Origin of the sequence: Vibrio ezurae NBRC 102218 (assembly GCF_000467185.1) — a bacterium.
Lineage (GTDB): Bacteria > Pseudomonadota > Gammaproteobacteria > Enterobacterales > Vibrionaceae > Vibrio > Vibrio ezurae.
In genome coordinates, this window is record NZ_BATM01000033.1 from 38,936 (window position 1) to 52,530 (window position 13,595).

At 45.1% G+C, this 13,595-nt stretch carries 13 protein-coding genes; 9 read left to right on the top strand and 4 right to left on the bottom strand.

Going from position 1 to position 13,595, the window contains the following annotated elements; genetic code table 11:
- Positions 1–3: 3 nt before the first annotated feature.
- Positions 4–1,440 (top strand): o-succinylbenzoate--CoA ligase, encoded by a 1,437-nt coding sequence (gene menE, locus VEZ01S_RS10600; RefSeq protein ID WP_021714040.1) that lies wholly within the window; start codon positions 4–6, stop codon positions 1,438–1,440.
- A 223-nt stretch (positions 1,441–1,663) separates the two neighbouring features.
- Positions 1,664–1,918 (top strand): hypothetical protein, encoded by a 255-nt coding sequence (locus VEZ01S_RS10605; protein WP_021714041.1) that lies wholly within the window; start codon positions 1,664–1,666, stop codon positions 1,916–1,918.
- A 78-nt stretch (positions 1,919–1,996) separates the two neighbouring features.
- Here VEZ01S_RS10605 and VEZ01S_RS10610 read toward each other — a convergent pair whose 3' ends face one another.
- Positions 1,997–2,920, bottom strand: a complete 924-nt coding sequence (locus VEZ01S_RS10610) for a YeiH family protein (protein WP_040890756.1) — start codon at positions 2,918–2,920, stop codon at positions 1,997–1,999.
- 242 nt (positions 2,921–3,162) lie between these two features.
- Between VEZ01S_RS10610 and VEZ01S_RS10615 the strand changes: the two genes are divergently transcribed.
- The 3 genes from VEZ01S_RS10615 (at position 3,163) to VEZ01S_RS10625 (ending at position 5,009) form a co-directional block, all read left to right on the top strand.
- Positions 3,163–4,059 (top strand): Tim44 domain-containing protein, encoded by an 897-nt coding sequence (locus VEZ01S_RS10615; RefSeq protein WP_021714043.1) that lies wholly within the window; start codon positions 3,163–3,165, stop codon positions 4,057–4,059.
- A 190-nt stretch (positions 4,060–4,249) separates the two neighbouring features.
- Complete coding sequence (locus VEZ01S_RS10620) at positions 4,250–4,492, top strand: GlsB/YeaQ/YmgE family stress response membrane protein (protein WP_021714044.1); 243 nt, start codon at positions 4,250–4,252, stop codon at positions 4,490–4,492.
- 208 nt (positions 4,493–4,700) lie between these two features.
- Complete coding sequence (locus VEZ01S_RS10625) at positions 4,701–5,009, top strand: YkgJ family cysteine cluster protein (RefSeq protein ID WP_021714045.1); 309 nt, start codon at positions 4,701–4,703, stop codon at positions 5,007–5,009.
- Between the two features lie 201 nt (positions 5,010–5,210).
- Here the strand turns inward: VEZ01S_RS10625 and pta are convergent, their stop codons facing one another.
- Together pta and VEZ01S_RS10635 are read right to left on the bottom strand one after the other, a co-directional pair.
- A complete protein-coding gene (gene pta, locus VEZ01S_RS10630; RefSeq protein WP_021714046.1) occupies positions 5,211–7,343 on the bottom strand; it encodes a phosphate acetyltransferase in 2,133 nt (710 codons plus the stop codon).
- Positions 7,344–7,439: 96 nt separating this feature from the next.
- Positions 7,440–8,636 (bottom strand): acetate kinase, encoded by a 1,197-nt coding sequence (locus tag VEZ01S_RS10635; RefSeq protein WP_021714047.1) that lies wholly within the window; start codon positions 8,634–8,636, stop codon positions 7,440–7,442.
- A gap of 325 nt (positions 8,637–8,961) precedes the next feature.
- Between VEZ01S_RS10635 and yfbV the strand changes: the two genes are divergently transcribed.
- The 4 genes from yfbV to VEZ01S_RS10655 all read left to right on the top strand — a co-directional run bounded on the left by yfbV (position 8,962) and on the right by VEZ01S_RS10655 (position 12,478).
- Positions 8,962–9,414 carry a terminus macrodomain insulation protein YfbV gene (gene yfbV, locus VEZ01S_RS10640; protein ID WP_040890741.1) on the top strand — a complete coding sequence of 151 codons (453 nt, stop codon included), beginning with the start codon at positions 8,962–8,964 and terminating at the stop codon, positions 9,412–9,414.
- A 306-nt stretch (positions 9,415–9,720) separates the two neighbouring features.
- Entirely contained in the window at positions 9,721–10,686 is a 966-nt protein-coding gene (locus VEZ01S_RS10645; RefSeq protein WP_021714050.1) for an ABC transporter substrate-binding protein, read from the top strand.
- Positions 10,687–10,766: 80 nt separating this feature from the next.
- Positions 10,767–11,684, top strand: coding sequence for an ABC transporter permease (locus tag VEZ01S_RS10650; protein WP_021714051.1), 918 nt, complete (start codon positions 10,767–10,769; stop codon positions 11,682–11,684).
- Positions 11,681–12,478 (top strand): ABC transporter ATP-binding protein, encoded by a 798-nt coding sequence (locus VEZ01S_RS10655; protein ID WP_021714052.1) that lies wholly within the window; start codon positions 11,681–11,683, stop codon positions 12,476–12,478. The genes VEZ01S_RS10650 and VEZ01S_RS10655 overlap by 4 nt, the downstream gene beginning before the upstream one ends.
- A gap of 132 nt (positions 12,479–12,610) precedes the next feature.
- On the opposite strand, the gene dusC is transcribed toward VEZ01S_RS10655, so the two are convergent.
- Positions 12,611–13,564, bottom strand: a complete 954-nt coding sequence (gene dusC / locus VEZ01S_RS10660; RefSeq protein WP_021714053.1) for a tRNA dihydrouridine(16) synthase DusC — start codon at positions 13,562–13,564, stop codon at positions 12,611–12,613.
- Positions 13,565–13,595: the final 31 nt, after the last annotated feature.

Consider the following 13,595-nt stretch of genomic DNA (forward strand, 5'->3'; position numbering starts at 1 on the left):
ACCTTGTCCCTCAATACGCTATTTTCCCATCAATCTCCTCTTTGTTATTGGAGCAAATGTTCTGATAACAAAGCGTCGCTAGCGCCCCAAGCGAATGACATCGCTTTACTGTGCCGTGTCGGGCGTTACTCATGGTCAGAGCTTGCCAGTCGTGTTGCAGCGGTGCGACAGCAACTCTTAGAGCAGGGGTTAGCTTCTTCAGATGTATTAATGTTAGTAACGGCGCACAGTTCACTGCAAAGTTTGCTGGTGTACCTTGCTGCACTAGAGGAAGGGATAGTGGTGTCAATCGTCCCTTTATTACCTGAACCTGAACTGATTAAGCGTCAGCAGATATTAGGGGGTTCATATTGTTACCTGTGCCCCACTATAGACTCCCGATTGCTGCCGTTAATGAACAGCGTGCAAGTGGATTTTTCAGTAGGCGGAGACGTGACGTCTTCTGATTCAAATTTCTCTTTATCTCATATTGCCAGCCTGATTTTCACCTCAGGCTCTACAGGGGACCCTAAAGCGGTGGCGCATACTGTCAACAACCACTTAGCGTCAGCGATGGGTTTACAGGATTCATTTCATTTTGATGCTACGAGCACTTGGCTGTTATCTCTGCCACTGTTTCATGTTTCTGGTTTAGCGATTGTTTGGCGCTGGCTGCTTAGTGGTTGTTGCCTGCGTTTAAAAGAAGGACAGGGGCTGGATTTACACGGGGTGAGTCATACTTCAATGGTGCCGACACAATTGCAACGAGCACTGCAACAGCAAACGCCTCTGACACTGCAACGAGTGTTGTTAGGGGGCGCTATCATTCCTCATCAATTAGCCCATGCGGCGCGCGAACGTGGTATAGATACTTGGGCTGGGTATGGACTGACAGAAATGGCATCTACCGTCACGGCCAAAAGAGTCGATGAAACAGACAGCGCAGGGCGAGTGCTGACTAAGCGAGCCATTAAGCTTGAAGAGCAAAGGATTTTTGTCGCAGGTGATACTTTAGCCGTAGGGTATTGGAAAAATGGGAGTCTTTCCCCCTTACCTCTACAAAATGGTTGGTTTGATACACAAGATCTTGGTGATTGGCAAAATGATGAACTTGTGATTGTGGGACGGGCTGATAACTTATTTATTTCTGGTGGTGAGAATATTCACTGTGAAGAAATCGAACGAGTATTGATGAAACATCAGTCGGTAGCACAAGCGTTTATCATGCCCATAGCCGATCATGAATTTGGTCATAGACCTATAGCGTTATTGTCACTTTCACAGGAAACGCTTACCTCTGAATTAAAGCAGCAACTTAATGAACTTTGCTTAGCTCATCTGCAAAAATTCAAATGCCCCATCAACTACTTACCTATTCCTAGCCATTTATTAAATCAAGGTATTAAGGTCTCTAGAGCCAAACTGAAAGCTTGGTTATCTGATACCAACCTTACTCAATAACGAGCCATTCTAGCGTGTTAACATACTCGGTCACTGCGTTATTCCTGAACACTGACTTAGCATAGTTGGTATAAACAACACATCGAACGTTTATAGCGCACTTTTTATAACAAAACCGTAGAGTTTTGGTTTTTATAGAATCATTTAGTTATGACATAGTTCAAAAGAGTTTTTTTCAAACCGCAAAGATAGCGTCATAATCCTAACCAATGAACAGGGTAACGTGTCGCTCACCGTATTGTTGGTCAGCATCCGTTACCAAGCAATGGAATGGATTATGTATTTTATTTGGACACTGGTTGCGGTTTGTCTCGGCGTGGCGTTTGCCGATCACGGTTTAGCAGGCTCGATTGCACAAGCGCTAGGGTTTGCATTGGTAGTCGGTATTGCCTTTGCTAACGGTGGTAAAGCATCAAAGAAAAGCAGTGACTGGTTTCTATCACGAGTGAAGCCAAGTCATTATGACAAGGTGCTCTAAGTAAAGTGCTATAAGTAAGGCGTGATTGGTGTCACCCATACATTATGGGGTAGATAATGTATGGGCGTTAACGCAAGCTTAATGCAGTAGCCAGAGTAATGTGCCAACCGAAATGGTTAGCCATAACCCAACCCCAAACAATAAGGGTTTTAATCCTGCTTCTTTAACTTGTTCTAAAGAAATTGCCGAACCAATCAAGAATAGACAGGCTACGAGCATTTGTTTGGCGACTGAGAACGTTAGGTGATAAAACGCATCAAACTGTGGCAGTAGATCACTGATAACCACCGCACCAATATACAAGAAGATAAAGGTAGGGATTTGCAGTTTGTGTTTTCCTTTACCGAAATACCAAGCACTGCCTAGTGTCACTGGAATAATCCACAACGCGCGTGCCAGTTTCAATGTGGTTGCAGTACGCAACGCTTCCTCACCATAGGCACTTGCAGCCCCCACCACCGACGATGTATCGTGAATCGCGATCGCCGCCCAAACACCAAAGGTGTGTTGGTCTAAATTCAAAGCATGGCCAATAACGGGAAAGACAAACAGCGCGATAGAATTGAGTATGAAGACTGTCGCCAGCGCTAAGCCGGTTTGGTTGGCATTCGCATTGATGGCTGGAGACACCGCGGCAATTGCGCTTCCTCCACAAATGGCGGTACCGCTGGAAATAAGATATCCCGTTTTTTTATCAATGCCCAGTTTGATCGCAACCCAAGTTCCCACTAGTAAGGTAATGAAAATCGTGGTCATGATCAGACCTATACCACTAGAGGTCGCTTTGAGTGCTTCTGATAAAGAGATACCAAAGCCCAAGCCGATAATGGAATAGCTCAGTAGCTTTTTAGTCCATTTCGCAATCGGTAAATGAGTTGGGACCAACCCTAATTGAGATAATATTAAGCCGAGAATTAATGCAGAGGGAGACTGCAAAAAAGGAGTAAAACAAAAGGCTAATACAATAAAAAAAGGAATGTGCTTTTTAGTAAATAACGACATAGGCTTAGGCATGTTTAAATTTTCACTCATGATAACGGCCTCAAACGAAATACACCCAGTTATTGTAGGGTTTAGTACCCATTGTTCTATGGAAAACACTGTATATGCTATCTAGTGATTAAAAAGAGTGTGATGCAGTACTAGATTGCAATAAACTTTAACAACTCTATGCTGAAACAGAGTTCATTTATTCAGTGCTAATAGGTAGTATTGAATGGAATCATAGAAACCAAAGAGAGATTATGAAACGCATTTTTTCGATTATGGCTGTATTGCTAGTATCCGTCTCCATGGTGTACTCACCGGTGACTGAGGCAAAGCGATTTGGCGGCGGTAAGTCTTTTGGCAAGAGCTTTAAAACGGCTCCTGCACCTAAAGCCACTCCAACGAATACTAATTCTTTAAACAATAAAGGGACTCCGAACTCAACTTCACGAAAAGGTGGGTTAATGGGAGGTCTTATGGGCGGCCTGTTAGCAGGCGGTCTATTAGCGGCGTTCTTTGGTGGTGCGTTTGAAGGAATCCAGTTTATGGATATCCTAATTATGGGTTTGATTGCGTTTTTCGCCTTTAAATTCTTGCGCGGTATGTTGGGAGCAAAAGCGGGCAGTATGAGCCAGCAGCGCCCTGCGTATTCAAATGGTCCACAAGGTAACAGTCAGTTTAAACAACAAGCTGAACCGCAATCGTTTACCGAGCAAAAACCGTTTACTGAACCAGCATCTGCGGCCGGATTTGGAAGTTCAGCGCACTCTGATGTGCCTCACAACTATCCTCCTGGTTTCGATCATGCTGCGTTCGTTACGGGCTCTCGCGAGCACTATCGTACCCTACAAGGCGCATGGAATTACAATGAGTTGGAAACCATTCGTGAGTACGTTTCTGCCAGTTTGTTTGAAGACTTAAAAGCAGAGCGAGCATCACTACAAGGTGAGCAGCATACTGATGTGATGTATGTGGATGCTGAAATTGTACGTGCAGACTACGATGCGAGCAAAGCTCAGCTTAGCTTGCAATTCACCGGCCGCTACCGCGATACCGTTGAAGATGTAGAAGAAGATATTAACGATATCTGGCACCTTGAGCGTGACCTGACTCAACCTAATGCACCTTGGTTGATTGTCGGTATTCAAGCTTAGCGCTTTATTCAGAGTCAATATCCAATGGAAGGCCGGAACGAAAGTTCCGGCCTTTTTTGATCTTGCAAGTTGGATAATTAGAATTCAATAAACAGAATTTATTATGAGCACGTATACTTTATGACACTAAGCGTACGAAGAAACAGGCTTTTCTTAGTGCATTTTTCAAAAAGTAAGAGGAATACAACACATGAACATTATCCTATTTTTGTTGATCGGTGCTTTAGCAGGTTGGCTAGCAGGTAACTTCATGAAAGGCGGCGGCTTTGGTGTGGTGGGCAACATTGTGGTGGGTGTTTTAGGTGCGGTTGTTGGTGGAACTGTCTTTAGTGCCGTTGGTGTTGCAGCTGGTGGTATCGTTGGTTCTTTAGTTGTGTCGACTATTGGCGCAATCTTGTTGCTTTATATTGTCGGCTTTATTAAGCGACTTTAATTGCAATACTAGGCATTTTTTAGCCTAGCTGTAGATTATAATGCTTGAGAGCTGCGCGAGTGTTTTGATGGTAGAGTTACGGCTCATCGAAAACGCCTGATAACAACGCGCTTTGTTCTCAGGCATTTTTTCTTTGTGCTTCTTGAGCGCATATCTTGTTTTAGATAAATCACGTACTATATGCCCACTCACTTCAATATAGATTGCTATGACCACTATCCCAATTAAACAAATCTCTGAACATTCCTCTAGCGAACCTGAAGTCGCATGCAGTACTTGCCGTGCCAGTTGTTGCCGCTTAGAAGTGATGATCATCACCGATACAGGGGTGCCAGAGGAGCATATCGCAACGGATAAATGGGGCGGTGAAACTATGTTGCGTTTAGAGGATGGTTGGTGCTCTGCGGTGGATAGGGATACGATGCTGTGTACGATTTATGAGAATCGCCCGTGGATCTGTCGAGAGTTTGAAATGGCGTCTTATGAATGCCGTAATGAATGGGAAAATCGTAATTAGGCGTCATAGCGACCCAGACCACCCCCTCCGGTATCTACCGACTCTCCTGTCTTTAAGCGCTGAATATCAATCACATTAATCACTAGCATGACTCACTATGATGGGCGTCATTGCTGTGATTTGTTTGCGCCGTTGGCTAAACAAAAAAAAGGCCGGTATTTAAAAATACCGGCCTTTTCAATTTTAGTCAGAGAGCAACAATTATTGAGTTGCTTGAATTGCTGTTAGAGCAACTGTGTAAACGATGTCGTCTACTAGTGCGCCACGAGACAAGTCATTAACAGGTTTACGCATGCCTTGCAGCATTGGACCGATAGACACTAGGTCTGCTGAACGCTGTACTGCTTTGTAAGTTGTGTTACCAGTGTTTAGGTCTGGGAATACAAAGACAGTTGCTTTACCTGCAACAGGAGAGTTAGGTGCTTTAGAAGCCGCTACGTTCTCCATGATCGCTGCATCGTACTGTAGAGGACCGTCGATCACTAGATCAGGACGTTTTTCTTGAGCAAGTTTAGTTGCTTCACGTACTTTATCTACGTCTGCACCTTTACCTGACTCACCAGTAGAGTAAGAGATCATTGCAACGCGAGGGTCGATACCGAATGCCGCTGCAGAATCTGCAGATTGGATTGCGATTTCAGCCAGTTGCTCAGCTGTTGGATCTGGGTTGATTGCACAGTCACCGTATACCAATACTTGATCAGGCAGAAGCATGAAGAAGATTGAAGAAACGATAGACGCATCAGGTGCAGTCTTGATGATTTGGAACGGAGGAACGATAGTGTTTGCTGTAGTGTGAACTGCACCAGAAACAAGACCGTCTACTTCGCCATTCTCAAGCATCATTGTGCCTAGGAATACTGAATCTTGTAGCTTCTCACGAGCAACAACTTCAGTCATGCCTTTCTTAGAACGAAGTTCTACAAGACGTGCAACGTAGTTTTCACGTACTGCATCAGAATCGATGATTTCAACGCCAGCGCCTAGCTCAACACCTTGTTGTGCTGCAACGCGACGGATTTCTTCAGGGTTACCAAGAAGTACACAGTTAGCGATACCGCGCTCAGCACAGATAGCCGCAGCTTTAACTGTACGTGGCTCATCACCTTCTGGAAGAACGATACGTTTGTTCGCACGACGAGCAAATTCAGTTAGCTGGTAACGGAACGCTGGTGGGCTTAGACGACGAGATGCAACAACACCTTCAGTTAGAGTATCAATCCAAGGACCATCGATGTGGCTTGCAACGTGTTCGTTAACGAACTCGATACGCTCTTTATCATCTGCTGGTACTTCAACGCTGAAGCTTTGAAGGTTTAGAGACGTCTGCCAAGTGTTACCTTGCGCTTTGAAGATCGGTAGACCAGAGTCTAGTGCTGGTTGACATAGACCGCGAATTTCTTCAGGGATGTCGTAACCGCCAGTCAGTAGGATTGCACCGATTTCAACACCGTTCATTGATGCAAGAGCGGCTGCTACGATTACATCTGGACGATCTGCTGAAGTAACAAGCAGTGAACCTGGTTTGAAATGCTCAATCATGTTTGGTAGAGAGCGTGCACAGAAAGTGATGCTCTTAATACGACGAGTAGAGATTTCACCTTCGTTGATGATATCTGCTTTAAGGTGTTTAGCCATGTCGATAGCGCGTGTAGCGATTAGCTCAACACTCCAAGGCACACAACCTAGTACACGTACTGGGCTAGTGTTGAAGATTTCCATAGACTGGATGTTTGCTTGCTGAGCTGCATCTGATTCATCAAAGATTTCAGATAGGTCAGGGCGAGTACGGCCAGCTTCATCTACAGGAGCGTTCAGTTTGTTAATGATAACGCCTGAGATGTTTTTGTTTTTCTTGCCACCAAAGTTTGAAACAGCAACTTCGATACGCTCTTTAAGTTGAGATGGGTTGTATGTGCCTGGAGTAGCAACGAACACGATCTCAGCGCCAAGAGTTTTAGCAATTTCTTCGTTCACTTGGTTAGCAAACGGGTGCTTACGAGTTGGAACAAGACCTTCAATCAGGGTCACATCTGCGTCGTTAATTTGGTTGAAACGCTCAACGATTGTTTCTAGCAAAACGTCAGTTTGCTCGTTACGGATAAGCGCTTGCGCTTCGTCCATTGGCGTTGGAGTACCAATCTTAATATCGTTGTTTGATTTAAGAATAGTAGATGTTAGATCCGGTTGGTTGCCACCTGTACGTGGCTGAGCGATAGGTTTGTAAAACGAAACGTTTACACCTTTGCGCTCCATAGCGCGAATAACGCCCATGCTAACACTAGTAAGACCAACACCGGCGCTAATTGGGACAAGCATAATGGTACGAGACATAGTCTGAAGACCTCGAAATGTATGAAAAAGTCTCAGCTGGGGGAGCAGCTGAACCAAAAGTAAACAGGTGAGGAAATCCTCACCTGTTTAAATTAATTAAAGACCAGCTAAACGTGCTGTGTCTTCTGCAATAACTAGCTCTTCGTTAGTAGAGATAACCATTGCTGGGATACGGCTGCTAGCAGCAGTGATAGTACCTTCGCCGCCGAAACGCGCTTTAAGGTTTGCTTCACCGTCTACTTCGATACCGAAGATACCAAGACGGTTTAGAACCATCTCGCGAATAGGAGCAGAGTTTTCACCGATACCACCAGTGAATACGATAGCGTCTAGACGACCTTCTAGTGTTGCTGTGTAACCTGCAACGTATTTCGCTAGACGGTGACAGAATACGTCCATCGCACGAGTCGCTTCTTCTTTCTTACCGTAGTTGTCTTCAACAAAACGACAGTCAGAAGTCACTTCAGTTAGACCTTGTAGGCCAGACTCTTTAGTTAGCATAGTGTTGATTTGATCCACTGTGTAACCTAGAGAATCGTGTAGGTGGAAGATAACAGCAGGGTCGATGTCGCCACAGCGAGTACCCATTACTAGACCTTCTAAAGGAGTAAGACCCATAGAAGTATCTACACATTTGCCGTTTTTAATCGCACAAACTGAAGCACCGTTACCTAAGTGACAGTTGATGATGTTTAGTTCGCTTTCTGGCTTACCTAGTTGCTCAGCTGTTTCACGAGCAATGAATAGGTGAGAAGTACCGTGCATGCCGTAACGACGGATGCTGTGCTCTTTGTATAGGCTGTAAGGAAGCGCGTATAGGTACGCTTCTTCAGGCATTGTTTGGTGGAAAGCAGTATCAAACACAACAGACATTGGTAGAGCTGGGAACGCTTTTTGTGCTGCTTTAATACCAACGATAGCGGCTGGGTTGTGAAGAGGTGCAAGTGCTGCACAGTCTTCGATACCTTTAACCACTTCTTCAGTAACAAGCATTGATTCAGTAAATTTCTCACCGCCGTGAACAACACGGTGGCCAACAGCACCAAGCTGCTGAGATAGTTCAGGTTTAGAAGCTAGGATAGTGTCTACGATAAAAGTTAAAGCTTCATCGTGTGCTGCACCATTACCTAGTGCTGCTTCGTGTTTGCCATCCAGTTTCCACTTAATACGTGCTTCAGGAAGGTGCAGACACTCTGCAAGACCAGTAAGATGCTCGTCACCATTGTCCGCGTCAACGATAGCGAACTTAAGAGAAGAACTACCGCAGTTTAAAACTAAAACTAGCTTTGACATGTTTGTTTCCTGTATTTCATCTGATTTTTCAGAAAGAATGAATTTAGTCATTATGAGTAGTCACATATTCGATGTAGGATGCTACTCAGTATCAATTGCAACAATATTCCCTTTGTTGACCGTATACCTGTTTGGTTACGTTTCAATCCTTGCTAACGGGCCTCTCTGTCGCCTAATATGTAGTTAAGGACGAAGCTTTAGATGAGACGCTGACAAGGATAGCGATAATAGGCAAATATAACAAAAAAAATTGAAATTACTTTATCATTTATCAATTTTTTATGTTTATTTTTTAATTTTTAAAATAATTTTTAGCGATTTAGTCATGATTGGAAAAGTTGGAATGTTTCACAGACTGAGGGACGGGCAGGTGTACATGAACCTCTGGCCAATGAGAAAAGAACTCTCACCTATGTTCCCTGAACATCGTGTTATTACGGCGACTCGATTTGGCGTTCGCGTCATGCCTGCGGTGGCAGCAATCAGCGTATTAACTCAATTTACTTTTCATAATGGTGCTGGCTTACCTCAAGCCATCGTGGTCGCATTGTTTGCGATTAGTTTGCCTATTCAAGGTTTTTGGTGGTTAGGTACGCGCTCGAATACACTATTACCTCCTGCACTCGCCACCTGGTATCGTGAAATCCATCAAAAAATTCTAGACTCTGGGGTTCTACTAGAACCGGCTAAAGCGAAACCTCGTTATAAAGAGTTAGCGCAACTGCTCAATCGAGCGTTTCGACAGCTTGATAAAACCGTACTAGAACGCTGGTTCTAATCTTTCCTATTTTTCTCATCAGGAACGTAATAACGCGATATTGCGTTCCTGAAGCTCTTCATCTCATTTCTTTATTTGGTTCGCATTCTTTTTTGTGACATTTTCTTAACATCTCTGCAAATGCGAGAGATAAATCACATACCGCGCTTTTATTTTGCATCTCATACTGGTAATAATGGAACTCTAGAGTTTTAAGTGAAACTGATTTCATTTAAATGCGGGTCGTGGATGGACAACGATAAGCTTTGCTCATGTTTTAAAAATGGATACCCAATACAGCTTTGTTTGCTGAATCAAGGAGTGAATATGAAAACAAATAAGATGATTGCGACTGCCTGCCTAGTCGGTGCAGCGCTACTGTCAAGCACCAGTGTCATGGCGAAAACAGCCAAAGTGGCCGTTTCTCAAATCGTCGAACATCCCGCTTTGGACGCGACACGCCAAGGTTTACTTGATGGTCTAAAAGCGAAAGGTTATGAAGAAGGAAAAAACCTAGAGTTTGATTACAAAACCGCGCAAGGTAACCCTGCAATCGCAGTACAAATCGCCCGTCAATTCGTGGGTGAAAGACCGGATGTATTAGTCGGCATTGCTACTCCAACAGCGCAAGCCCTAGTCTCTGCCACACGCGATATCCCTGTCGTCTTTACTGCTGTTACCGATCCTGTAGGGGCAAAGCTAGTCTCTCAATTGGAGCAGCCAGGTAAAAACGTCACTGGTTTATCCGATTTATCACCGGTTGCTCAGCACGTAGATCTGATTAAAGAAATCCTACCAAACGCAAAAACCATTGGCGTGGTGTACAACCCCGGTGAAGCGAATGCCGTAAGTCTTGTTGAATTATTAAAAGTGGCAGCGAAAGAAAAAGGGTTAACGGTCATCGAATCTACCGCGTTAAAAAGTGCAGATGTTCTTTCAGCCACTCAAGCTATCGTTGCTAAAGCTGATGTGATTTACGCACCGACAGACAATACGGTCGCCAGTGCGATCGAAGGTATGATTGTGGCAGCAAACCAAGCGAAGAAACCTGTATTTGGCGGTGCGACCTCCTACGTTAAAAAAGGCGCTATCGCCAGTCTAGGATTTGACTACTATCAAGTGGGCGTGCAAACAGCGGAGTATGTTGCTGCAATTTTAGATGGCAAGCAACCAGGGACACTGGACGTGAAAATCGCACAAGGCTCTGATATCGCGATTAGTGAAACTGCGGCGAAAAAGCTTGGCATTACCATTCCTCAATCAGTCGTCACGCGAGCGACTGAAGTTAACTAAATCAATGAGCCAGTCTGTTTAGGCTGGCTTGTCGTTCTGCAAAGTCGATTTGTGGAACTTTGATTAGCAGAGGAGTATGTATGTCTGCTTTTGCATTTTTTGGGGCGCTAGAATTAGGCTTGGTGTATGGCCTTGTCGCATTGGGCGTTTACCTGACTTTTCGAGTGTTGGATTTTCCTGATCTGAGTGTTGATGGCTCCTTCCCTATGGGGGCCGCTGTTGCCGCTACGGCGATTGTTGCTGGGATTAATCCTTGGCTTGCTACGGGCATGGCCATTATTGCTGGCGGTGTTACTGGCTGGGTGACGGCTTTTCTTGCGGTGCGTTGTGGCATTTTACATTTACTGGCGTCTATCTTAACCATGATCGCCGCGTTCTCTATCAACATCCGCATCATGGGTAGACCCAATATCGCGTTGTTGGGAGAAGATACCATATTGACGCCATTTGAAAGCCTTGGCGATCCTATGCTTGTTCGTCCTGTCGTGGTGGGGATCTTAGTATTGCTGGCGGCATTTTTTATTGTTCGCCTACTTAATAGTGATTTTGGACTGGGACTAAGAGCGACGGGCGTAAATGCGCGTATGGTTCGAGCGCAAGGTGGCAGCACGTCATTTTACACCTACTTTGGTCTTGCACTATCTAATGGTTTAGTTGGTTTTGCGGGTGCGTTATTTGCTCAAACCAACAGCTTTGCCGATGTTACGTCCGGCGTGGGTACCATTGTGGTGGGTTTAGCTGCGGTTATTCTAGGACAAACTCTCATTCCGGGCCGTAAGATTTGGGTGGCTGTCGCGGCTGTTATTATTGGTTCGGTGTTGTATCGATTGGCCGTTGCTTTTGCTCTTAGCTCTGGAATGTTTGGCTTACAAGCGTCCGATCTTAACTTGGTGACCGCAATTCTAGTCGCTGTGGCATTGATTGCGCCTAAGATGAAAGCGAAATACAAGGCCAAACAACAGTTTCAACAAGCGCGTAATGATAAGGAAGGGGCATGATTGAACTAAAAGATATTCAGGTCACGTTCAATCCGGGCACTATTTTAGAAAATAGAGCATTGCGCGGCGTGGATCTGGTGGTTCCTGAGCATGAGTTCTTAACCGTGATTGGCTCCAATGGTGCAGGGAAGTCGACCTTATTAGGTGCGGTTACGGGTGAAACCCCTATGGTAGGGGGCAATGTGATTATCGATAATATTGATGTTACACGTCGCAGCGTTGATCAAAGAGCAAGTCTCTGTGCTCGCGTTTTTCAAGATCCGCTCGCGGGCACGTGTGGCGATTTGACCATCGAGGAAAATATGGCGCTTGCGTATCGTCGAGGTCATCGCAGAGGTTGGAATTTAGCATTGTCGAGTAAACGCCGAAAGCTTTTTCAAGACCGTATCGCCATTTTAGGCTTAGGGTTAGAAGATAGACTTGGAGACAGCATTGGGTTGTTGTCGGGCGGGCAAAGACAAGCCGTCAGCTTGGTTATGGCGACCTTGTCTGACAGTAAACTATTGCTTCTTGATGAACACACCGCCGCGCTTGATCCTCGAATGGCAGCCTTTGTTATCGATCTTACCAAGACCGTCATAAAAGAGTTTAACCTCACCGCAATGATGGTGACGCACTCGATGAAAGACGCATTAGCCTGTGGAGATCGAACCGTGATGTTGCATCAAGGGGAAATCGTATTGGATGTTGCAGGTGAACAGCGTGCACATATGGGAGTGCCAGATCTGTTGGAAATGTTCAGCAAAGTTCGCGGTGAAGAGCTGAGTGATGATGGGTTGTTATTAAGCTCGTAAGTGTTCACATTCAATGAATGTGCTCATCAGTAGATAAAGCGCGCTGTGTTTTCATCGAGGAAGCACAGCGCTTTTTAGTCAAATACGTTCAGGCAAATGCGTTTGCAGTCATGAGCGCGTTTATCTAGCGTGTTAAATAGATAGCAACTGTTGTTGATAGCGCTGGATATATTCCACGATAGGTTCGGCAGTATTGTAGGTACGAATGTGGTGGAACAGTTCTTTCGCTTCTGGATATTGCTGACGTAGATAAGAGAACCACTGTTTAACGCGATTTGGGTAATAAAGTCCTTTATCTCCCTTCATTTCATACTCTGAATATCGAAGTAATAGCGCGACAACTTCAATCCACGGCATGACCGCATGGTTGTGTTTGACGACATTACCTAGATTTGGCACGTTAAATGAGCCTCGACAAACCATTAAGGAATCAATTCCGGTTTCTTCTTGGCAGCGTTGACCATCGGCATAGTTCCAAATCTCACCATTGGCGATAAGAGGCATCTGGGTATGCTGACGAATCTTCTGCAAGTAGTCCCAACGGATCTGATCGGCTTTATAGCCACCGACTTTAGTTCGAGCATGAATCGTTAATTCACTGGCACCTGCGCTTTCTACCGCATCGACAATCTCAAAGCAGTCATCTGGGTTTTCCCAGCCAAGGCGAATTTTGGCAGTAACGGGGATCTCGCTTGGCACAGCCGCTCGACAGGCGTTGATGATTTGATACATCAACTCCGGCTCTTTTAATAATACCGCGCCGCCTTTGCTTTTATTCACCAGACGAGCAGGGCAACCAAAATTTAGGTCAATCCCTGCCGCGCCGAGGTTGTAGGCTTTAAAGGCATTCTCAGCCATCCATTGTGGGTGTTGACCTAGAAGCTGCAAGTGTACCGGTGTGCCTGCTTTCGTTTTTGAACCTTGCAATAGTTCAGGACAAAGCTTGTAGAAGGAGCGATCGGGTAATACTTGGTCGCTGACACGAACGAATTCGGTGACACATAAGTCAAAGTCGTTGATATCAGTAAGGATTTCTCGCATTAGATGATCGAGAACACCCTCCATAGGGCCAAGTACAAGACGCATTATTCATTCTACCTTTGTGTGCAGGAGGGCG

Bases quoted from the DNA above. Each gene is read 5' to 3' on its own strand.
- VEZ01S_RS10610 (WP_040890756.1), bottom strand. From the start codon at position 2,920: ATGTCGTTATTTACTAAAAAGCACATTCCTTTTTTTATTGTATTAGCC.
- VEZ01S_RS10615 (WP_021714043.1), top strand. From the start codon at position 3,163: ATGAAACGCATTTTTTCGATTATGGCTGTATTGCTAGTATCCGTCTCC.
- VEZ01S_RS10620 (WP_021714044.1), top strand. From the start codon at position 4,250: ATGAACATTATCCTATTTTTGTTGATCGGTGCTTTAGCAGGTTGGCTA.
- VEZ01S_RS10625 (WP_021714045.1), top strand. From the start codon at position 4,701: ATGACCACTATCCCAATTAAACAAATCTCTGAACATTCCTCTAGCGAA.
- pta (WP_021714046.1), bottom strand. From the start codon at position 7,343: ATGTCTCGTACCATTATGCTTGTCCCAATTAGCGCCGGTGTTGGTCTT.
- VEZ01S_RS10635 (WP_021714047.1), bottom strand. From the start codon at position 8,636: ATGTCAAAGCTAGTTTTAGTTTTAAACTGCGGTAGTTCTTCTCTTAAG.
- yfbV (WP_040890741.1), top strand. From the start codon at position 8,962: ATGATTGGAAAAGTTGGAATGTTTCACAGACTGAGGGACGGGCAGGTG.
- VEZ01S_RS10645 (WP_021714050.1), top strand. From the start codon at position 9,721: ATGAAAACAAATAAGATGATTGCGACTGCCTGCCTAGTCGGTGCAGCG.
- VEZ01S_RS10650 (WP_021714051.1), top strand. From the start codon at position 10,767: ATGTCTGCTTTTGCATTTTTTGGGGCGCTAGAATTAGGCTTGGTGTAT.
- VEZ01S_RS10655 (WP_021714052.1), top strand. From the start codon at position 11,681: ATGATTGAACTAAAAGATATTCAGGTCACGTTCAATCCGGGCACTATT.
- dusC (WP_021714053.1), bottom strand. From the start codon at position 13,564: ATGCGTCTTGTACTTGGCCCTATGGAGGGTGTTCTCGATCATCTAATG.